The sequence below is a fragment of the Mesorhizobium sp. B1-1-1 genome (assembly GCF_006442955.1).
Classification (GTDB): Bacteria; Pseudomonadota; Alphaproteobacteria; order Rhizobiales; family Rhizobiaceae; genus Mesorhizobium.
Window position 1 is genome coordinate 42,320 of sequence record NZ_VFWW01000003.1, and the last position, 21,322, is coordinate 63,641.

18 protein-coding genes are annotated in these 21,322 nt (G+C 65.2%); 13 read left to right on the plus strand and 5 right to left on the minus strand.

Going from position 1 to position 21,322, the window contains the following annotated elements; all coding sequences use genetic code 11:
* Positions 1–8 precede the first annotated feature (8 nt).
* The 6 genes from FJ986_RS05790 (at position 9) to FJ986_RS05815 (ending at position 6,375) form a co-directional block, all read left to right on the plus strand.
* Positions 9–1,448 (plus strand): hypothetical protein, encoded by a 1,440-nt coding sequence (locus FJ986_RS05790; protein ID WP_140514347.1) that lies wholly within the window; start codon positions 9–11, stop codon positions 1,446–1,448.
* A 156-nt stretch (positions 1,449–1,604) separates the two neighbouring features.
* A complete protein-coding gene (locus tag FJ986_RS05795; RefSeq protein WP_140514345.1) occupies positions 1,605–2,909 on the plus strand; it encodes an ABC transporter substrate-binding protein in 1,305 nt (434 codons plus the stop codon).
* 184 nt (positions 2,910–3,093) lie between these two features.
* Positions 3,094–3,975: a branched-chain amino acid ABC transporter permease gene (locus FJ986_RS05800; RefSeq protein WP_140662403.1), complete on the plus strand. Its 882-nt coding sequence runs from the start codon at positions 3,094–3,096 to the stop codon at positions 3,973–3,975.
* Positions 3,972–4,934 (plus strand): branched-chain amino acid ABC transporter permease, encoded by a 963-nt coding sequence (locus FJ986_RS05805; RefSeq protein ID WP_140582854.1) that lies wholly within the window; start codon positions 3,972–3,974, stop codon positions 4,932–4,934. Before FJ986_RS05800 ends, FJ986_RS05805 begins: the two co-directional genes overlap by 4 nt.
* Positions 4,931–5,656, plus strand: a complete 726-nt coding sequence (locus tag FJ986_RS05810; protein ID WP_140582852.1) for an ABC transporter ATP-binding protein — start codon at positions 4,931–4,933, stop codon at positions 5,654–5,656. Before FJ986_RS05805 ends, FJ986_RS05810 begins: the two co-directional genes overlap by 4 nt.
* On the plus strand, positions 5,653–6,375 hold the full coding sequence (locus FJ986_RS05815; protein WP_140582849.1) for an ABC transporter ATP-binding protein: 723 nt from the start codon (positions 5,653–5,655) through the stop codon (positions 6,373–6,375). Before FJ986_RS05810 ends, FJ986_RS05815 begins: the two co-directional genes overlap by 4 nt.
* 49 nt (positions 6,376–6,424) lie before the next feature.
* On the opposite strand, the gene FJ986_RS05820 is transcribed toward FJ986_RS05815, so the two are convergent.
* Complete coding sequence (locus tag FJ986_RS05820) at positions 6,425–7,807, minus strand: sodium:proton antiporter (protein ID WP_140673932.1); 1,383 nt, start codon at positions 7,805–7,807, stop codon at positions 6,425–6,427.
* 73 nt (positions 7,808–7,880) lie between these two features.
* Positions 7,881–8,495 carry a bifunctional nicotinamidase/pyrazinamidase gene (pncA, locus tag FJ986_RS05825; protein ID WP_140628676.1) on the minus strand — a complete coding sequence of 205 codons (615 nt, stop codon included), beginning with the start codon at positions 8,493–8,495 and terminating at the stop codon, positions 7,881–7,883.
* Between the two features lie 332 nt (positions 8,496–8,827).
* Here pncA and FJ986_RS05830 point away from each other — a divergent pair, with 332 nt between their 5' ends.
* The 6 genes from FJ986_RS05830 to FJ986_RS05855 are packed head-to-tail and all read left to right on the plus strand — an operon-like array spanning position 8,828 to position 15,970.
* A complete protein-coding gene (locus FJ986_RS05830; RefSeq protein WP_140554622.1) occupies positions 8,828–9,691 on the plus strand; it encodes a xanthine dehydrogenase family protein subunit M in 864 nt (287 codons plus the stop codon).
* A complete protein-coding gene (locus tag FJ986_RS05835) occupies positions 9,688–12,513 on the plus strand; it encodes a molybdopterin-dependent oxidoreductase (protein WP_140673662.1) in 2,826 nt (941 codons plus the stop codon). The genes FJ986_RS05830 and FJ986_RS05835 overlap by 4 nt, the downstream gene beginning before the upstream one ends.
* Complete coding sequence (locus FJ986_RS05840; protein WP_140673664.1) at positions 12,510–14,051, plus strand: 6-hydroxynicotinate reductase; 1,542 nt, start codon at positions 12,510–12,512, stop codon at positions 14,049–14,051. The genes FJ986_RS05835 and FJ986_RS05840 overlap by 4 nt, the downstream gene beginning before the upstream one ends.
* Before the next feature lie 2 nt (positions 14,052–14,053).
* Positions 14,054–14,935 (plus strand): UPF0280 family protein, encoded by an 882-nt coding sequence (locus tag FJ986_RS05845; RefSeq protein ID WP_140673934.1) that lies wholly within the window; start codon positions 14,054–14,056, stop codon positions 14,933–14,935.
* Positions 14,928–15,512, plus strand: a complete 585-nt coding sequence (locus FJ986_RS05850; RefSeq protein WP_140673666.1) for an amino acid synthesis family protein — start codon at positions 14,928–14,930, stop codon at positions 15,510–15,512. Before FJ986_RS05845 ends, FJ986_RS05850 begins: the two co-directional genes overlap by 8 nt.
* A complete protein-coding gene (locus FJ986_RS05855) occupies positions 15,509–15,970 on the plus strand; it encodes a MarR family transcriptional regulator (protein ID WP_140493433.1) in 462 nt (153 codons plus the stop codon). The genes FJ986_RS05850 and FJ986_RS05855 overlap by 4 nt, the downstream gene beginning before the upstream one ends.
* A gap of 236 nt (positions 15,971–16,206) precedes the next feature.
* Here FJ986_RS05855 and FJ986_RS05860 read toward each other — a convergent pair whose 3' ends face one another.
* The 3 genes from FJ986_RS05860 to FJ986_RS05870 are packed head-to-tail and all read right to left on the minus strand — an operon-like array spanning position 16,207 to position 20,062.
* Positions 16,207–17,175 (minus strand): substrate-binding domain-containing protein, encoded by a 969-nt coding sequence (locus tag FJ986_RS05860; protein WP_140491405.1) that lies wholly within the window; start codon positions 17,173–17,175, stop codon positions 16,207–16,209.
* A complete protein-coding gene (locus tag FJ986_RS05865; protein ID WP_140673668.1) occupies positions 17,172–18,482 on the minus strand; it encodes an ABC transporter permease in 1,311 nt (436 codons plus the stop codon). The genes FJ986_RS05860 and FJ986_RS05865 overlap by 4 nt, the downstream gene beginning before the upstream one ends.
* A complete protein-coding gene (locus tag FJ986_RS05870) occupies positions 18,479–20,062 on the minus strand; it encodes a sugar ABC transporter ATP-binding protein (RefSeq protein WP_140673670.1) in 1,584 nt (527 codons plus the stop codon). The genes FJ986_RS05865 and FJ986_RS05870 overlap by 4 nt, the downstream gene beginning before the upstream one ends.
* A gap of 221 nt (positions 20,063–20,283) precedes the next feature.
* Here FJ986_RS05870 and FJ986_RS05875 point away from each other — a divergent pair, with 221 nt between their 5' ends.
* Positions 20,284–21,303 carry a LacI family DNA-binding transcriptional regulator gene (locus FJ986_RS05875; protein WP_140491411.1) on the plus strand — a complete coding sequence of 340 codons (1,020 nt, stop codon included), beginning with the start codon at positions 20,284–20,286 and terminating at the stop codon, positions 21,301–21,303.
* Positions 21,304–21,322 lie beyond the last annotated feature (19 nt).

Consider the following 21,322-nt stretch of genomic DNA (forward strand, 5'->3'; position numbering starts at 1 on the left):
AGGGGGAGATGTCCGGCAGGACAGAGGGGGGCGCCGTAGAGTGCCGTCGTCGGTCATTAGCATCTTTGCCTATCGCTCTATTGCTCCTCTCACCCACCCCAGCCTTCGCCCACGCCTCGGACCGCGGCCACGTCCTGCTTCTCCCGACCGGCTATTACCTTGTCGGCGGCGCTTTCGCCGTGGCCGCCAGCTTCCTCGTGCTGGCGCTGCTGCCGGCGCATCGGCTCGATCGTTTCTGGCGGCGGCGCCTGCCACTGTTCACACTGGGTGATGATGCCCGCACCGCTGCCAGCCTGATATCCTTTGCCGGCTTTGCATGTCTCATTGCCGCGGGTTTTCTCGGCAGCCGCGATCCGCTCTCCAACCCGCTGCCTCTGGTGATCTGGACACTGCTGTGGGCCGGCTTCACGCTCCTGCAAGGTTTCCTCGGCGACCTCTGGTCCTGGCTCAATCCCTGGTACGGGCCGGTGCGTCTCCTGTCGCGCCTGGCCGGCAGGGGCGGTGAAGCGGCCAGGCGCCTTCCATCATGGCTCGGATACTGGCCGGCTGTCCTCCTGTTCTTCGCTTTTGCCTGGTTCGAGCTCATCGATCCGGCGCCCGACGATCCGACACGGCTGGCCCGGGCCGCCGGCCTCTACTGGTTGTTCACCTTGCTGGCGATGCTGTCGTTCGGTTATGGGGCGTGGGCCCGTAGCGGCGAATTCCTCACCGTCTTTTTCTCGATGGTGGCACGCTTCGCGCCGCTCGTGCGCGACGAGCGCGGCCGGCTTGCGCTATGCTGGCCGGGCGCCAAGCTGCTGACCGCCGCGCCTTTGCCGGCAAGCGGCGTGGCCTTCCTGCTGCTCGCCCTGTCCTCGGTTTCCTATGACGGCCTGTCGAAGACCTTCTTCTGGCTGGGCCTGTTCGGCATCAATCCGCTTGAATTCCCCGGCCGCACGGCGGTGATCGGCAGTGGCAGTTTTGGCCTCGTCCTGACATTCATGCTGCTTGCGGCGGTCTTCCTGCTTGCCGTGGTCGTCGGCCAGAAGCTCGCCGGCGACGGCCACAGGCTTGGCGAGGCGACGGGGCTGCTGGTCTGGTCGATCGTGCCGATCGCGCTCGCCTACCACATCGCGCATTACCTGACGGCGCTGCTGGTCGACGGCCAGTATGCGCTTGCGGCACTGTCCGATCCGTTTGCGCTCGGCTGGAACCTTTTCGGCACCGCCGACATGCAGATCGAAGCCGGCATCATCGCCGGCGCGGGCTCGGCATGGTGGCTGTGGAACATCCAGGCCGGTGCCATCATTCTCGGTCATCTGCTTGCCGTGCTCGTCGCCCACGGCTTCGCCGCACGCCTGCATCCGGTTCCCGCCCGCGCCGCGCTCAGCCAGTTTCCGCTCACCTTGCTGATGATCGCCTACACCGTCTTCGGCCTCTGGCTGCTCGCCACGCCGACCGTTGGCTAGACGCGGTGGAAATAAACCGGGATCCCCCTGGGGAAACGGCATTGCCGTGTCCGGACTTTGGTGATTTAGTTTGTACACATGCAATTTCGGCCGTCCGCAGGACGCGGTCTGCTACGTTCCAGCCATTGGTCAAAACTCAAAAACAGGGGAACTGCCGTGACTGACAAGAATGGGTTTTTCGATCTCTCCAAGGCCGGTCTCACCCGCCGCACCGCGCTGAAGGGTCTGGCCGCCGGCGCCGGCCTGGCGGTCGCGCCCGGTTTCGTCCGCTACTCCCAGGCGCAAAGCTCCGCCCCGATCAAGATTGGCTTCCAGTCGCACCGAACCGGCATCGGCGCCGCCTATGGCCGCTGGTACGAGAAGACCACGGCCGCGGCGGTCAAGGCGATCAACGCGGCCGGCGGCATCAATGGCCGGCCGGTCGAGGTCATCATCGAGGATGACGGCACCGATCCCGGCCGCGGTGCCGAGGTGGTCGGCAAGTTCGCCACCCAGCACAAGACCGACATCGTCTTCGGCACCTTGTTCTCGCATGTCGTCATCGGCTCGGCACCCGCCGCCGGCGAAGCCAAGATGCCCTATTTCGTCGTCAGCGAAGGCCACCATGTCGCCTCGACCAAGCTCAACCGCTATGTCTTCCAGCCCGGCATCACCGACGTAAAGAGCCAGATCCAGTCGATGGCGCCGTGGATCGCGGCCAATGCCGGCAAGAAGGTGACACAGATCTTCCCCGATTTTGCTTTCGGCTACGACCACCGCGACTACCTCCCGCCGGCGTTGAAGGCGCAGGGCGCAGAGGTCATCGCGCAAATCGCCATTCCACCGACGGAGAGCTCCTTCACCAAATACTTCCCGCAGATCCCTGCCGAGACCGAGGTGATCTACCACGTCATGGTCGGCCCGGCGGTGCTCACCTTCGTCAAGGAGCTTGGCGAGTTCTACGGCTCCAACCGGCCGCAGCTGTTCGGCTTCATCGATTCGCTCGAAGCCGTCGACATCAACAGCCCCGGGCTCGAATTCCTGGACGGCAGTCATTTCTGGGAAGGCTCGCCGCGTTATGCCCAGGCAGACGATTCCGAGGCGCAGAAGACCTATCGCGCCGCCGTCGGCATCGACGACAATGGCGCGGCCGTCGGCGACCCCAAGGATGTCTCCACCGCCGCGCACATGTTCGGCTGCTGGGAGACGCTCTACGTCGTCAAGAAAGCGATGGAAGACGCCGGCTACAAGGGCCCGGAAGACCGCGCCAAGCTGGTCGAGGCGACCGAGGCGCTGACCGAATTCGCCGAAGGTCCGGAGCATCCGCAGGGGCCAAAAACCTTCAACGGCAAGATCCACCAGTGCTTCGGCATCCAGAACATCTCCAAGGTCGACGGCGGCAAGCTCAAGGTGGTGCACAAGACCAAGATCGAGGACGGGCTTTACGAGGCCGAGGGGGATTATACGACGCAGGCGTTGTAGGCTTAGCCATCTAACAAGCGTGAGCGCCAAGCCGCCCCCCTCTGTCCTGCCGGACCCGGCCCTTCGCTGTCGCTCCGGGCGTTCGTCGTTCGGAAAGCCAAGCAATTGGCTTTCCGTCCGCTGCGCGGACCACTTCTCACCCCCCTCAAGGGGCGCGATTGCGCTATCGGTGAGTGCCTAACCCATGCATTTCGGACCCCACCTCCTCCTTGCCGCCCTCGAAGGGCTCGTCACATCCGCCGTGCTGGCGCTGACCGCGCTCGGCCTGTCGCTGGTGTTCGGCGTGATGCGCGTGGTCAACGTCGCGCATGGCGAGTTCTTCATGCTGGGAGCCGTGCTCGCCTGGACGATCACGACTGCGATCGGAGGCCATCCGGCGCTCGGGTTCCTGGCGGCACTTATCATCGCACCGCTGGTCGTCGGCGCCCTTGCACTGGTGGCCGAGCGGCTGGTGCTGCGCCGGCTGAACTACAATCCGGAAGCCACCATCGTCGCCACCATCGGCATGCTCTACATCATCCAGCAGCTGGCGCTGACCTTCTATGGTCCGGAAGCGCGCCCGGTAGAGCCGCCCTTCAGCTATCGCATCCTTCTGCCGTGGTTCGGCTATTCGGGCTACAAGCTGTCGATCATCGCGGCATCCGTCCTTCTGCTCGTGGTGACATGGCTGGTGCTGACGCGCACCAGGGTCGGCCTCGTCATGCGTGCCACGCAGTATGACAGCGAGACGGCGCAGGCCTTCGGCATCCCTGTCGATCGAGTCTATGGCGGCGTCTTCGCGCTCGGCGCCATGCTCGCGGCCATCGCCGCGGTGCTGATCGTGCCGATCAGCCAGGCGCATTACCTGATGGGGCAGGACCCGCTGCTGCTGTCCTTCATCGTCGTCATCATCGGCGGCCTCGGCTCGTTGCGCGGAACCGTCATCGCCGCCGTGCTGATCGGCCTGTCCGACGGCATCATCTCGATGTTCTTCTCGCCGACGCTGGCCAAGATCATCGCCACGCTGCTGGTCGCCATGGTGCTGGTGTTCCGGCCGCAGGGCCTGTTCGGGACGACGACGCGATGAGCGAGACCTCGCCGGCAAAAGCCTATGGCTTGCATCTCGGCGTCATCGCGCTGCTTTTTGTCCTGAGCTTCGTGCTGCCGGATTATCATCACGGCCTCGTCGCTCGTATCATGGTGCTGACGGTCTTCGCCATGGGCTACAACATGCTGTTCGGCTATGTCGGACTGCTCAGTCTCGGGCATGCCATGTTCTTTGCCGCCGGCCTCTACGGCGCCGGCCTTGCCGTCATCCAGCTTGGCTGGAGCGTGCCGGCGGCTTTGTTGAGCGGTATCGCCTGCGGCGCGGTGCTGGCACTGGTGATCGGGCTGCTGGCGCTGCGCACCACGGGTGTCGCCTTCATGATCGTCACCATGATGTTCGCGCAGGTCTTTTACCTCCTCATCCTCTATTTTGCCGCGTGGACCGGCGGCGACCAGGGCATGGTGGTGCCGCAGCCGGCACGCGTCCTGAATTTCGGCGCGACGTCGCTCGATCTCACCAATCCGACGGTGCGCTACATGAGCGCGCTGGCTCTGTTCTCGCTCGTGCTTCTGGTCACGCTGGCCGTCGTCCGCTCCCGATACGGCCGCGTGCTGGTCGCCATCCGCGAGAACGAGGAACGGACCAAAATGCTGGGGTACGACACCTTCTCCAACAAGCTCGCCGCCGTGGTCGTCTCCGGCGCCATCTGCGCGGCGTCGGGCGCTGCCTATGCGCTGCTGTTCGGCTATGTCGGCTCGAGCTTCGCCTCGGTACAGTACTCGATCCTGCCGCTGCTGTGGGTGCTGCTCGGCGGCGCCGCCACCACGCTCGGACCGCTGATCGGCACGCTGTTCATGTACTATGTCATCGACGTCACCAGCGGCTTCACCTCCGCCTACCTGTTGATCGTCGGCGTCGCGTTGATCCTGCTGGTGCTGTTCTTCCCGAAAGGCATTCTGGGCAGCATCCGGCAGCGCTGGCTCGGATGGCTGCCATGACGCCGCTTCTGACCACCAAAGGCCTGTCGCGCAATTTCGGCGGCCTGCGCGCCGTCGACAGCGTCGATTTCACCTTGGTGCCGGGCGAAATCTGCGCCGTCATCGGCCCCAACGGTGCCGGGAAGACCACTTTCGTCAGCCTGATCAGCGGCCGTATCCCGCCCTCGTCCGGATCGATCGTTTTCGACGGCTCCGACATCACCGGCCTGCCGGCCTATGTCAGGGTCCGCCAGGGCATCGCCTACACGTTCCAGATCACCAGCGTCTTCGCCAATCTCAGCGTCTACGACAATGTCGCGCTGCCGGTGCAGCTCACGCTGAGCGACGGCCTTTCGAAGGGCGCGATCAAGGCAGGCGTCATGTCGGCGCTCGAACGCACCGGCCTGGCCGACCGCGCCCATATGCAGGCCGGGCAGTTGTCCTATGGCCACCAGCGGCTGCTGGAGGTGGCGATGGGCCTGGCGCTGAAGCCGCGCCTGCTGATCCTCGACGAGCCGACGCAGGGGCTGGCCGACAGCGAGATCGACAATTTCATCGCACTCGTGCGCGACATCGCCGACCGCGCCACGGTGCTGCTGATCGAACACAACATGCCTGTCGTCATGCAACTGGCCGACCGCATCACCGTCTTCAACGCCGGCAAGATCCTGGCAGAGGGCACGCCGGAGGCGATCCGCGAAAATGCGGCGGTGCAGGAAGCCTATCTCGGGACCGCCCCATGACCGAGACGAGCAAGACGCAAGCGTTGCGGATCGCGGGACTGGACTGCTTCTATGGCGAGGTTCAGGTGCTCTATGGGCTCGACCTGGCGCTGAACAAGGGCGAGGTGCTGTGCCTGTTCGGCCGCAACGGCGCCGGCAAGACGACGACGCTGAAAGCCATCATGGGGCTGGTCCGGGCGAGTGCCGGTTCGATCAGCCTCGCAGGCCAGGAATTGACCGGTCTGGCCGCCCACGAGGTGCCTAAAGCCGGCATTGCCTATGTGCCGCAAGGCAGGCGGCTGTTCGCCGAAATGACGGTGGCGGAGAACATCGAGATCGGGCTGATGGCGCGCGGCAAGGGGAAGGCCGTGCGCGAAAACGTGCTCAACCTGTTCCCGGTGCTGCGCCAGCGGCTCAGGCAGCGCTCGGGCACCTTGTCGGGCGGCGAGCAGCAGATGCTGGCCATGGCACGCGCGCTCTGCCTGGAACCGCAGGTGCTACTGCTCGACGAGCCGACCGAAGGGCTGATGCCGTCGATGATCGCAAAAATCCGCGAGACGGTGGCCAAGCTGCGCGAACTGGGCGTTTCCACCATCCTGGTGGAGCAGCGGGTCGATGCCGTGCTGTCGGTCGCCGACCGCGTCGCCTTCATCGAGAATGGCCGCAACCGTGAGACGGTCGACGTAGAGGCGTTGCGCGCCGACCCGTCGGCGGTCAGGCGCTATGTCGGCGTAGGCTGAGGATTTGCCCTCCCCTTGTGGAAGGTAAGGGCCTGGCGTCCTCGCCGGCTCACCCGAAGAACAGGAAGCCCGCCATCAAGAACGTGGGGCTCAGCACCGCGCCCGACCATGCCATGTAGCCGAAAAAACCCGGCATGTTCACGCCGCGGTGCCGGGCAATGGCGTAGACCATGAAGTTCGGCGCGTTGCCGATATAGGTGTTGGCGCCCATGAACACCGCACCCGCCGAGATCGCCGCCAAGGTCGAAGCGAGCTCCGTCATCAGATGCCGGGGAGCGCCGCCGGCCAGCTCGAAGAACACCAGGTAGGTCGGAGCGTTATCCAGGAAGGACGACAGCGCTCCGGTCAGCCAGAAATAGGCGAGATCGTTGGGCATGCCCTGCGCTGACGTGACGAGCGCGACCAGCGGCGCAAGCGCGCCTTCGTGGCCGGCCCTCAGGATGGCGACCACGGGCACGATGCAGACGAAGATGCCGGCGAACAGTTTCGCCACTTCCGCGATCGGCCCCCAGTTGAAACCGTTCGCCTGCCGATACTCCTTGCGCGAGACGGCCAGCGAAACGAAGGCAAGCGCCAGGATGACGACATCGCGCACAAGGTTCTGCAACTCGAGGTCCACCCCCTGAATGGAAAGACTGATGCCGGGCTTCCATGTGGCCGAAAGCAGGATCGCGCCGATCACGCCGGCCAGCAGCGGCAGGTTGGGCAGGCCGCGGATGCGCACTTTCGTGTCCGGCGTCGGGTCCTTGATCTTTGGCGCGCCCATTTCGCGGCGATGCAGCGTGGTGTCGATCGCCAGGAAGACGGCGAGCACGACGACGCTGACGAACAGGGTCTCGCGCCAGAGGTTGGCGGTGGTCCAGAAGAAATCGACGCCGCGCAGGAAGCCGACGAACAGCGGCGGGTCGCCGAGCGGCGTCAGCGAACCGCCGATGTTGGACACCAGGAAGATGAAGAAGATGATGACATGGGCGTTGAACGGCCGGTTGTCATTGGCGCGGATGAGCGGCCGGATAAGGATCATCGAGGCGCCGGTAGTGCCGATGACGGAAGCGAGCAGGGCGCCGATGAGCAGCAGCCCGGCATTGACCAATGGCGTGCCGTGGATGTTGCCGGCCACGAGAATGCCGCCCGAAATGGTGAACAGCGCGAACAGGAGAATGATGAACGACATGTATTCGGTGAGCAGCGCATGCAGCACCGCTTCCGTTGCCACCGTCGTGCCGAAGGCCGATGCGAGCGGCACCACCACGAGAGCCGCCCAAAATGCAGCAATCTTGCCGTAATGATGCTCCCAGACATGGTTGAAAAGCAGCGGTCCCGTGGCGATCGACAGCAACAGCCCGGCAAAGGGCAGCGCCCACCACAGCGACATCGTCCGGCCTGGCAGGCCGTGCTCTTCCGCGGCGAAGGCCGTTCCCGGTAACAGCATCGCGACAGCCACCACGGCACTTGCCGTCAAAGCCGTCGCCCCTATCGACCCCTTCTCTTCTCCCACGATGAGGTCAGTCCGCCGCGTGGTCTTCGAGCGTCACGCCTGCTTGGCGCATCCTTGCCAACATCGTCTCGACCGAACCGTTGAGGTCGATCCCGCGGCAGGCATCGAGCCTGACAGTGGTCCTGAACCCCTGCTTGACCGCGTCGAGCGCCGAGAAGGCGACGCAGAAATCGGTCGCCAGGCCGACCAGGGTCAGCGTGTCGATGCCGCGCTCCCTGAGATAGCCGGCAAGGCCGGTCGGCGTCGTGTGGTCGTTCTCGAAGAAGGCCGAATAGCTGTCGATATCAGGCCGAAATCCCTTGCGGATGACCAGCTCGGCCTTGGTCCAGGCAAGACCCGAGTGAAAATCCGAGCCGAGGCTGCCCTGGATGCAATGGTCCGGCCACAATGTCTGCTGGCCGTAGGGCATCTCCATGGTTTCAAAAGGCTGGGCGCCTGGATGGCTTGAGGCAAAGCTCGAATGGCCGGCTGGATGCCAGTCCTGCGTCAGCACGACATGATCGGTTCGCCGGATCAGGTCGTTGACCAGCGGCACGATCTCGTCGCCGCCGGTCACAGCCAGCGCGCCGCCAGGGCAAAAGTCGTTCTGCAGATCGATGACGACAAGCGCTTCTTCGGCCATGGGGTTCCTTCCTGTCGGTATCGGGCGCGGGCTCCCAGAGGGATCCCGGCGAAAGAAAGCCGCTGGCGCGACCGGAGGGAGAAACTTGACCAGATGGCGGGCCGCGTCAACCATTAGAGCGCCGGGCGCAACCCCGAACGCGCAAAGGGCGCCCCAGCACCTAGATTTTGCGGAGAACAAATGCGTGGCGGCGGCAGCCGTGCGGGTGCTGCGCAAACTCCGGCTTTGACAATTTCCGCCGACTTGATATCATTTGCATACGAATGAATTTAAGCCGGGCCCGGACGCCGGCAAGTTCCCTCGGAAAGGCCCTTTTTCTGGGAAGGCAAAGCGTGATCCGTTACGCGAAACCCACCACGGTCGACGAGGCGCTCGCCCTGCTTGGCGAAGCTTCGTGGCGCATCCTTGCCGGCGGCACCGACTTCTACCCGGCGCAAGGCAACAAGCCTTTCCGCGACAATGTGCTCGACATCAACGGGCTGGCCGCGCTGCGCGGCATTGCGGAAACGGAAACGCACTGGCAGATCGGGGCGCGCACCAGCTGGACCGATATCGTTCGCCATCCCTTGCCGCCGGCCTTCGATGCGCTGAAAGCGGCCGCGCGGGAGGTCGGGTCCGTTCAGATCCAGAATGTCGCCTCGATCGCCGGCAATCTCTGCAACGCTTCGCCGGCCGCGGATGGCGTGCCGGCGCTGCTGGTGCTCGACGCCGAGATAGAACTGCGCTCGGCGCAAGCGGTGCGCCACCTGCCGCTCCGGGAATTCATCCTCGGCAATCGCCGCACGGACCTGCGGCCCGGCGAGATGGTAACCGCCATCCGCGTGCCGAAAGCGGCCGGCGCGGGTATGTCGGCTTTCGTCAAGCTCGGCGCGCGGCGCTATCTCGTTATCTCGATCGCCATGGTGGGGGCACGCCTGGTCGTGCAGGACGGCATCGTCGAGCAAGCGGCGGTCGCCGTCGGTTCCTGCTCGGCTGTTGCAAAGCGGCTCGGCGGGGTCGAGGCGGCCCTGCGCGGACTGGCGGCGGATCATGGGCTGGCTACAGCGGTCCTCGCCGCGCCGATGGAAGAGCTGTCGCCGATCGGCGACGTGCGCGGCAGCGCCGAATACCGGCAGGACGCGGCGCGCGAAATCGTTGTCCGCGCCGTGCTTGCGGCGGCGGGGCCGGTGAATGGTGACAGGACGGCGGCGGCATGAACAAAGCACAGCCTGACATCAGCCAAGGTCGACCCGGCGGAGCCCTTTCCGACAGTGACGCAGGTCAGCCCGGCCTCGCACGCGCCGAGATTACCTTCGCGGTCAATGGCGCCGCCGTCTCGGTCAACGTGCCGCCGCTGCGCCGGCTGTCCTCGGTGCTGCGCGACGAATTGCTGCTGACCGGGACCAAGGTCGGCTGCGACGCCGGCGACTGCGGCGCCTGCACGGTGCTGGTCGATGGCGATCCGGTCTGCGCCTGCCTGATGCCGGCGGCGTCGGCCGCCGGAGCGTCGGTAACGACGGTCGAAGGGCTCGCCAATGGCCGGCTGTCGGCACTACAGGCCTCCTTCCTGGCGCATGGTGCGGCGCAGTGCGGCATTTGCACGCCGGGCCTGCTGGTGGCGGCGACGGCCCTGCTGGACAAGAAAGCCAGGCCGAGCGAGATCGAAGTGCAGGACGCGCTTGGTGGTGTCCTCTGCCGTTGCACCGGGTACCGGAAGATCGTCGCTGCTGTGATGGATGCCTCCGCCCAGGCTGCAAGCCTGGATTTCCGTCTGCCTCGGTCCGGTCACGCCATTGGCTCCTCCCCGATCCGGCTCGATGGCGTGCCGAAGGTGACCGGCGGTGAGAAATTCGGCGGCGATTCGTTCCCGGCCGATGCGCTGGCGGTGCTGGTAATCCGCTCGCCGCACTACCATGCCAGCTTCGCCTTCGGCGACCTCGACGGCTGGGCAAAAGCTCGTCCCGGCATCGCCGGTATCTTCACGGCGGCCGATATCCCGGGAAAGAACTGTTTCGGCGTCATCGGTCCGTTCGCCGACCAGCCGGCTCTCGCCGAAGGCTTGGCGCGGTTTCGCGGCGAGGCGGTGGCGCTTGTTGCCGGCGAGCGCGAGGCGATGCTCGATCTCGACCTGTCGGATTTCCCGATCCGCTGGACCGAATTGCCACATCTGTTGCAGCCTTGCGAGGCACAGGCCGAAGGAGCGGCGCTGATCCATGCGAACCGCCCGGCCAACCTTCTGACCAAGGGCTTCGTCGAACGCGGCGATCCCGAGACGGCGCTTGCCGATGCCGCTGTCACCGTGACCGGTGCGATCGAGACGGCCTATGTCGAGCATGCCTATATCGAGCCGGAAGCCGGCCATGCCTATATGGATGGCGACATGCTGGTCGTCGTCGCCTGCACGCAGGCGCCCTATATGGACCGCGACGACACGGCGAAGGTGCTGGGCCTGCCCGTCGACAAGGTGCGCATCGTGCCGACCGCGACCGGCGGCGGTTTTGGTTCCAAACTCGACGTGTCCCTGCAACCGCTGATCGGCCTGGTGGCGATGAGGACCGGGCGGCCGGCGGCGCTTGCCTACACGCGCAATGAATCGATGATGTCGACCACCAAGCGCCACCCGGCGCAGATGCAAGCGACCATTGGCGCCGACGCCGAGGGCCATGTCACCGGCATGATTTTCTCAGGCGATTTCAACACCGGGGCGTACGCGAGCTGGGGACCGACCGTCGCCAACCGTGTGCCGGTGCATGCCTCGGGTCCCTATGCGACCCCGAACTACCGCGCCGAAGGCCGCGCCGTCCATACGCATGGGCCGATTTCCGGCGCTTTCCGGGGCTTCGGCGTGCCGCAGGCGACGATCATGCAGGAGACCTTGTACGACGAGCTGGCCGGCAAGCTCGGCATCGACCGGCTCGACTTCCGCTTGAGAAACTGCCTTCGTAACGGATCCGAAATAGTTACCGGACAGCTTCTGGAGTCCGGAGTCGGCATCGCCGAATGCCTCGATGCCCTGCGGCCGCATTGGGCGCGTGCAGTGGCTGACGCGGACGCCTTCAACGGTGCCAACGTGGATAAAAAGCGCGGCGTCGGCATCGCCTCCTGCTGGTATGGCTGCGGCAACACCTCGCTGCCCAATCCATCGACCATCCGGGTCGGCATTGCGGCGTCAGGCGAGATCATCCTGCACCAGGGCGCCGTCGACATCGGCCAGGGCTCCAACACCGTCGTCACGCAGATCTGCGCCGACGCGCTCGGCCTGCCCCTGGAAAAGTTCCGGCTGAAAGGCGCCGACACCGCGATCACTCCCGATGCCGGCAAGACCTCGGCCTCGCGCCAGACCTTCGTCACCGGCAAGGCGGCCGAGAAGGCCGGCCGTGCCTTGCGTGATGAGATCCTGCGTTTTGCCAATGTCTCGCAAAAGGCGTCGCTTCAACTCGACGGGCCGACGATTATCATATGCGAGGGCGAAGCGATCCGCCGCGTCCATCTTGGCACACTCGAAGCGGATATCCACGGCTTCGTCTTCCGCGCCGAGGAGACTTACGACCCGCCGACCTTGCCGCTCGACGGCAAAGGCCAGGGCAAGCCCTATGCGGTCTATGGTTACGGCGCGCAGATCGCCGAGCTCGAGGTCGACCTCAAGCTCGGCACGGTCAAACTGGTCAAGATCACAGCCGCGCACGATGTCGGCAAGGCGATCAACCCTCTGCTGGCCGAGGGCCAGATCGAGGGCGGCATCGCGCAAGGCATCGGCATGGCGCTGATGGAAGAGTTTATTCCCGGCCGCACCGAGAATCTGCACGATTATCTCATTCCGACCATCGGCGACGTGCCGCCGATCGAGACGATATTGATCGAGGTGCCAGACCCGGAGGGGCCGTTCGGCGCCAAGGGCCTGGGCGAACATGTGCTGATCCCGACGGCGCCGGCGATCCTCAACGCCATCCGCCATGCCACTGGTGTGCTGGTCACAAAAGTTCCGGCAACGCCGACGCGCATCCGCGCCGCCATCCGCGAGAAGGAGGCATGCCGATGAGCGAGCTTGCCGAACGCTTCGAAACCCATGATCCCGGCGAGAAGCTGATGGCGGAGAAGATCCGCTGCGATGCCTGCCCTGTGATGTGCTACATATCAGATGGCCGCACCGGCGCTTGCGACCGCTACGGCAATGCCGGCGGCCGGATCGTGCGCATGGACCCGCTGACCATTCTCGATCATACCGCCGAGATCGGCGGCGCTGTCGTGCCCTTCGTCGCCGAGGGCGCGGCCTGGGACGGCGAACTGGTCAACACCGGCCGCCGCTTCGTCACGGCGATCGGGGCAGGAACCACCTATCCCGACTACAAGCCGGCGCCCTTCATCGTCAGCCAGCAGGTCGAGGGCGTCGATCTCGTCACCGTCGTCACGGAGGGCATCTTCTCCTATTGCGGCGTCAAGGTGAAGATCGACACCGACCGTCATATCGGACCCGAAACGGCTGTCGTGCGGTCGCAAGGCGAGGCGATCGGTCATGTCACGACAGGCGAATATGGCTCGCAGATGCTGTCGCTGGGCGGCGTGCATCATCTGACCGGCGGCTCCAAGGCCGAAGGCCGCGCCACCTGCGATGCGCTGCTCGATCTGTGCAACCGCAAGCCAGTAGAACTGAGCATCGACGGCGGAGCCACGATAACAGTCGAAGCCGGCAAACCGCCTGTCATCGACGGCAAGCAGGAGCACCGCATGCGGGTCGGCTGCGGGTCGGCGACCATCGGCATGTTCGCCACCCAATGGCGCGGCCTGGTCGACGAGGTGGTGGTGGTCGACGACCACATCACCGGCGTCATCTCCGAGCATCAGGCCGGCAAGGTGCTGGGCTGGCAGGACACGGGGATAAAGATCATCGGCCGCCGCTCGACGCCCGGCCGCTACTTCAAGGTGTCCGAGCCCGGCCCCGGCTGGGGCGGCACCAGCATATCCGACCCGCTGTCGATCCTGGGCGAATGGAACGCCAAGAAGGGCGCGCGGCCCGGCCTGTCGCTGCTGATGGTTTCGACCACCGGCGAACAGTTCGCCTATTACGAACTCGACGACCAGTTGAAGCCTGTCGAAAAACCTTTCCCCGAACGATTGCAGAAATCCGTGGGGCTGATCGAGGATAATTGCGAACCGGCGCTGTGCACCGTGCTGTTCATCGGCGGCGCCGGCGGTTCGCTGCGCGCCGGCGTCACCGAGAATCCCGTCAACCTGACGCGTTCCGTGCAGGGCCTGACCACCTATGTGACGGTCGGCGGCGCGCCGGTCTATGTCTGGCCGGGCGGCGGCATCACGCTGATGGTGGATGTGACGCGTGTGCCGGAAGGCGCCTTCGGTTATGTGCCGACGCCGGCGCTGGTGGCGCCGATCGAATTCACGCTGCGCCGCGACGATTATATCAGGCTCGGCGGCTACGAAGCCGAGATCCGCAGCGTAGAGGATGTCGTCGCCAAGGGCGGCGAGTACCTGAACGCGCGCCGGGGCGACGGTGCGCCGGCCGGCAACCCGTGGCCACCGCTGGCGCAGTTGCGGCGCGCGCCCGCGAACGGGGCCGGATGACGATGAACGGCCCGCAAGCGCATTGGCTCGGGGACGGCAAGCGGCTGCACCTCAACCACGGGCCGATCGACCTGATCGTCGAGGCCTTTGGGACGCCAGGCGAATGTCGGCGAGCTTATGAGCAGGCCGTGGCGCGGTTCCAGACCATCCTGCCGGAACTGGTGGAGGAATTGCCCGAGTTGCGCCGGCCGGCCACGTTGCGCCCGCGCGCCTTCGCCGGCCCGACGGCGCGGCGCATGGAAGTCGCGGTCGCGCCGTTGGCGGACGACTTCATCACGCCGATGGCAGCCGTCGCCGGTTCGGTAGCCGACGAAATACTTGCCGCACTGATTACCGGGCGAAAACTCGATCGCGCGTATGTCAACAATGGCGGCGACAGCGCGCTTCATCTCGGTACCGGCCAGTCGATCACCCTTGCCATTGCCGGCACCGGCCATGGCCTTGCCGACCGCATCGTCATCCGCGCCGAGGACGGCGTGCAAGGCGTTGCCACCAGCGGCTGGCGCGGGCGCTCGTTTTCCTTGGGCATCGCCGACGCCGTCACCGTGCTGGCGAGGACCGGCGCAGAGGCCGATGCCGCGGCGACGCTGATCGCCAATGCCGTCGACTTGGCCAACCATCCCGCTATTCGGCGTGTGCCCGCGCATGATCTGGCGCCGGACAACGACCTTGGAGACAGGCTGGTGACGCAGGAGGTCGGTCCGCTTTCTGCCAAAGAGATTGCCACGGCGCTGGACAGGGGACTTGCCGTCGCCGAAGATTTCCGCCGCAGGGGACTGGTCGCCGCATCGGCGCTGTTCCTCGCCGGCCAGACCCGCATCGAGGGCTCAATGGCGCTTGCCGCGCCCGACAAAAGTCCAGGGAAGGAAGTTGCCCATGCCTGAGTTTCCGCTCCGCAAGATCGTGGTGCTGACCGAAGAGATCTTTCATGAGGGCGGGCCGGCGCCCAAGGTGCCGCGCCGCCGTGCGGCCGCCATGGCGCTGGTAAAGAACCCGTTCGCCGGGCGCTATGCCGAGGAGTTGCAGAGCGCCATGGACGATCTGAAGCCGCTTGGCCTGCTGCTCGCCGACCGGCTGATCGCGGCATTGGGTGGCGACGTGAAGCAGATCGACGGCTATGGCAAAGGCGCCATCGTCGGCACATCGGGCGAACTCGAGCATGGCGCGCTTTGGCATGTGCCGGGCGGCTACGCCATGCGCGAGCGGCTCGGCGACGCCAAGGCGATCGTGCCGTCGGCCAAGAAGGTCGGCGCCTTCGGCTCGCGGCTGGATGTGCCTCTCGGCCACATCAACGCCGCCTATGTGCGCAGCCATTTCGATGCGATGGAAGTCGGCGTCAGCGACGGACCGCGTCCCGACGAGATCCTGTTCTGCCTCGCCATGACCTGCGGTCCGCGCGTGCACAATCGCATGGGCGGCCTGGCCGCCGACGACATCAAGGCATGGGACGGGCTGCGGTGAGCGGCGAGGACAATCTGCTGAAGCTGGTCGAGGTCGAGGAGGCGGACGATCAGGACTACCACCTGCAGGAGCAGGTCGGCTTCATCCTGCGCAAGGCGCATCAGCGCCACGTCTCGATCTTCGCTGCCCATATCGGCGACCTGACGCCACCGCAATTCGCGGCATTGGCCAAGCTGCGCGATGTCGGGGAGACTTCGCAGAACCAGCTCGGCACGCTGATCGCCATGGATGCGGCGACGGTCAAGGGCGTCATCGACCGGCTGAAGGCGCGCGGCCTTGTCGAACTCTCCAAGCACGAGGGCGACAAGCGCCGGCTGCTGGTCAATTTGACCGCCGAAGGGCGCGAGGCGATCGAACGCCTGATCCCGCTGGCGCGCGAGATTACCGAGGAAACCTTGGCACCGCTCACGGCCAGGGAGATCGCCACCTTCATGAAGCTGCTGGCGAAATTGGCGTAGGCCGGCGACGAGGTCCTTTCCTCTCCCTCCGGACGGGAATAGGCGACGCTGCGAAGCGGCAACGGAGTGGGGGAACCACCTGGCCACCGCCGCCGACGGACATTGAAAAGGGACCAGGGCGCAAGAATCTTCCTGCACCGCGCCAAGGGTCGACTCCCACTCCGTCGAGCTTCGCTCGACACCTCTCCCCCGATCGACGGGGGAGAGGACGGGCGCCGCTTATCTCCGGCGAAATCTCAGAGGCCGTTGTCCTTCAGCACCTGGGCGGCGTTTTCCTTGGTGATCTTCTGCGTCGGCAAGGTGATGGTCTTTTCGACCTTCTCGCCATTGAGGAACTTGATCGCCTGCCGAAGGCCCTCGGCGCCCGGGGTGACATAGGTGAAGGTCGCCGTCAGCTCGCCCTTGTTCACCATCTGCACGCCTTCGTTGGGCAGGCCGTCGATGCCGATGAACTTGATGTCCTTCTCGCGGCCGACATCCTTGGCGGCAAGATAGGCGCCATAGGCCATCGGGTCGTTGTGGCCGTAGACGAGATCGATCTTCTCGTTGCTCTTCAGCGCGTTGGCCATCAGATTATAGGCCTGGTCCTGCTTCCAGTCGCCCGACTGCTGGTCGAGCAGGTACTTGATGCCCGGCTCCTTGTCGGTGAACTCATGGAAGCCGTCATGGCGGTCATGCGCCGGCTGGGTGCCCATGCCGCCCCAGATCTCGACGACATTGCCCGATGCCTTGCCCTTGCCGCCGAGCAGCTCGACGGCATATTCGCCGGCCGCGCGGCCGATCAGCTTGTTGTCGCCGCCGACGAACTGGGTGTAGTCCTTGGTGTCGACATTGCGGTCGAGCACGAAGACCGGGATCTTGGCGTCGATCGCCTGCTGCACGACGCCGGTCAGGCCGGCCGATTCCTTCGGCGACACCAAGAGCGCATCGACCTCCTGGCGGATCAGGTTCTCGACATCGGCAACCTGCTTCTCGGTCTTGTCCTCGCCGTCGGTGATGATCAGCTCGACCTCGGGGTGCTTGGCGGCCTCGGCCAGTATGTCCTTGTTGAACTGCGCGCGCCAAGGCTCGATGGTCGTCACCTGCGAGAAGCCGATCTTCCACTTCTTGTCCTGGGCCATGGCGTGGCCGGTGGAGAGCAGCGCGGTGGTGGTCAGCAATGCCGCGCCAAGGGCGGCAAGCTTCAGCGTGTCACGTCGTTTCATTTCTTGTTTCCTCCGAGATTGAGAGACCGGGTCTCTTGCGACGGCCGTTTTGCCGCGGCCGTTTCCTTGTGCGCCGCTCCGGGCAGGCGCAGATAGGCTAGGAGATCACCGGCATTGCGCTCCTGCACGAGCACTGTGCCGATGATGATCATCCCCTTCAGCACCAGCTGAAGGTTCGAATTGATGTTGTGGAGCTGCAATATGTTGGACAGCAGCCCGAAGATCAGCACGCCGCAGAATGTCCCCGTGAGGCTGCCGCGCCCACCCATCAGGCTGGTGCCGCCGATGACCACGGCGGCGATGGCGTCGAGCTCCAGGCCGGCGCCGGCATCGGGCTTGCCTTGCCGGTACTGCGCGACATAGAGCACCGCGGCAATGCCGGCGAGCAGGCCCGAAACGGCGTAGGTGACGATCTTGACCCGGCCGGCGGCGATGCCGGAAAGCCTGGCCGCCTCCTCATTGCCGCCGATGGCGTAGACATAGCGGCCGAACGGCGTGAAGCGCAGCACCGCGCCATAGATCAGGATGGCGCCGAGGAAGAACAGGCCGGGCATCGGAATGACGCCGAACACCATCGAGCGCAGCAGCTCGAAATCCTCGGTGGCGTTCGAGCCGGTATAGACCGGCAGCACAGCATTGTTCTGGCCGGCGGTCAGCCGGGCGATGCCCAACGCCGTCACCATCATCGCCAGGGTGACGATGAAGGGCTGCAGCCGCCCGGCAACGATGATGAAGCCGTTGAGCGAACCGAACAGCAGGCCCACGCATGGCGCGACCAGCAGCACGCCGAGGACGCCGAATTTGGGCTCGACCTGCGGCAGCAGGTACCACAGGGAAAGACAGCACAGGACCACGCCGACGATTGCCGGCGTGACCAGGCCGCGGGCGCGGTCCAGCCTTGCGTCGCGCGAGGCATCGGCGCCGGCGCGCGACTTTTCGAGATTGAGGAAGATGAAGCGGGTGACGATAAAGCCGAGACAGAGCGCCACCACGGCGACGGTGGGCACGCCAAGCACCACTCCCGGCGTCACGCCCGGAACCGTCAGCAGCATGGCGCAGACCACCGAACAGATGGCCATCAGCGAACCGACGGAAAGATCGATGCCGCCGGTGATGATCACCGCCGTCATGCCGGTGGCGATCAGGCCGGTGGTCGACACCTGGCGCAGCACGTCGAGCAGATTGCCGTAGGACAGGAAGATGTTGTTGCCCTTGGAGCTGACCGGCGAGCCCAGCACGCCGATCAGGAAGATGGCGATGAGGCCCCAATAGAGCTTGGTGCGGGACAGGAGTTTCAAGGCGGTCATGCGGCAGGTCTCGAAATCGTGCGGCGCGGCGCGGCGAGACGCATGATGGCCTCCTCGCTCGCCGCATCGCGGGAAAGGATGCCGGTCTGGCGGCCATCGGCCATCACCAGAATGCGGTCGGAGAGGTGCAGCAGTTCCGGCAATTCGGAGCTGATGACGGCAATGGCCAGCCCGTCGCGCGCAAGCTTGAAGATGAGATCGTAGATCTCGCGCTTGGCGCCGACGTCGATGCCGCGCGTCGGCTCGTCGAGAAGAAGCACGCGCGGCCGTGTCGCCAGCCATTTGCCGATGACGACCTTCTGCTGGTTGCCGCCCGACAGCGTGCCGGCTGGCTGGTCGATGTCCTCGCAGCGTATGCCGAGCGCCCGGACCGCGTGGCGCGCCAGCTCCTGTTCGCCGGCCAGCGAACGGATGCCGAAACGCGCCAGCGATCCGACCAGCGGCAATGCGACGTTGTCTGTAATGGAAGCCTGGAGATGCAGGCCTTGGGTCTTGCGGTCCTCGGTCACCAGCGCAATGCCGAGGCGCCTGGCATCGCGCGGCGAGCGGATCTCGACCAGCGCGCCGTCGAGCCGGATCTCGCCGCCGGTGCGGCCATCGCTCGAGCCGAAGATCGCCTCCAGGATTTCGGTGCGCCCTGAACCCAGCAGCCCGCCAATGCCAAGGATCTCGCCTTCGGCGAGTTCGAGGCTGACTCCGTCGATCACGGTGCGCCAGCCATGGGCGTCGGGTTTCGTCAGCGACAGGTTCTCGACGGAAAGCACGATTTCGCCGCCGGAACGGCGCTCCTCTTCCGAGGAGGCCAGCAGGTCTCGCCCGACCATTGCCGAAATGATGGCGTTCTCGTCGAGCTCGCCCATCGGCCGCGTCAGCACGTGGCGTCCGTCGCGAAACACAGTGACCCTGCCCGCCAGGTGCATGACCTCGTCGATGCGGTGCGAGATGTAGACGATGGCGACGCCGCTGTCGGCAAGCTGGCGGATGATGCGGAACAGCCTCTGGCATTCGGCTGGAGAAAGCGCCGAGGTCGGCTCGTCCATGATCAGGATGCGCGCCGACATCGACAGCGCCTTGGCGATCTCGACCAGTTGCTGTTCGCCGACGCGCAAGGTGCCGACACGGGCTTCCGGGTCGAGCTCGATGCCCAGCCGCTGCAGAAGGGCGCTGGCGGCGCGGCTGCTCGCCTTGCGGTCGACGATCAGCCCGGCGATCAGCTTCTCGCGTCCGAGAAAGATGTTGTCGGCGACGCTGAGTTCGGGAACCAGATTGAGCTCCTGGTGGATGATGGCAATGCCGGCGGCCTCGGCGTCGCGCACGCCGGCAAAATTCGCGGCTACGCCGTCGACGCGAACCGTGCCGTCGTAGCCGGTGTAGACACCGGAAAGGATTTTCATCAGCGTCGACTTGCCGGCGCCGTTCTCGCCCATCAAGGCGTGGACTTCGCCGCGCCGCAGCTCGAAACCGACGTCGACCAAGGCGGCAATGCCGCCGAAGCTCTTGGATACGTGCTCAGCGCTTAGGACGACATCCGAACGATCCGCCGCAACATCCCGACGCGCGATGGAATTTCCGTGCTCCATGACAAAGGCGGCCTCCCTTCCGTCGTCGTCTGACCCTCATGAACGCTATTCTAAACGTTTCGATCCTGTCAAGCTTCTATCTGGTGACGTGAGATTGGCTCATTTCAATTCTTGCGAAAAACCGCGATATTCCGTAGGTATGATGCATAGAGAGGCGGCGAAACGTTTCGAAAATGGCAGGGCCAAGCAAGACAAGGCAGCGAAAATCGACGGCGCCGACCATGCTTCACGTGGCCGAAGCGGCGCGCGTGTCGGTCGCCACGGTTTCGGCGCTGATCAACGGCACGGCGACCGTCAGTCCGGAGCTCAGCCAGCGCATCGAGCAGGCGATCCGCGATATCGGCTACAAGCGCAATGCGATCGCCCGCAGCCTGAAAATGGGCACAACGCGCACCATTGGATTGACTGTCCCGCACATCACCAATCCGTTCTTCACCGATGTCGTGTCAGTCATCCAGCAGGCCTTCGACCGCGCCGGCTATGCGGTCATGCTGTGCTGCACGGACGAGGACCTCAACACCCAGGACGACCAGATCAGGCTGCTGCTCGACCGTATGGTCGACGGGCTGATCGTGGCGCGGGTCGGCGATGGGACGATCCTCAAGCGCATCGTCGACGACGCCAACGTGCCGGTCGTCCTGCTTGACCGCATCTGCGACGGTGTCGACACGGATGCCGTGGTGCTCGACAACCAGCGCGCCGTGTTCGACGCCATCACCTACCTGATACATCTCGGGCACCGGCGCATCGGCTACATCACCGGAACGTCGGATATCTCACCGATGCATGATCGCATGGCCGGATATCGCGAAGCGCTTCAGGCAGCCGGCCTGCCGGTCGCCGAGGAGCTGGTACGTTCCGGCAATTTTCACGAGATCGACGGCTATAACGCGGCCATGCAGCTGTTGTCGCTGCACGACAGGCCGAGCGCGATCTTCTCAGCCAACAATCCGATGGTGATCGGCACCATGAAGGCGATCCGCGATATCGGCCTGTCCTGCCCGGAAGATGTTTCGATCGCCTGTTTCGACGATTTTCCGTGGTCGGACGTGTTTGTCCCGCAACTGACCACGGTGGCGCAGCCGGTGCAGGCGATCGGCGAACAGGCGGCCAATTTGCTGCTCGACCGCCTTGCCGGAAATCGCGACGCGCCGCCGCGCAAGCTGGTGCTCAAGGGCCGGCTGATGATCCGCAATTCATGCCGACCGCTGGGAGCGGTGGCGCAGAGTGTGAGTGCGTAGAGCGGTTCAGTGGTTGAAT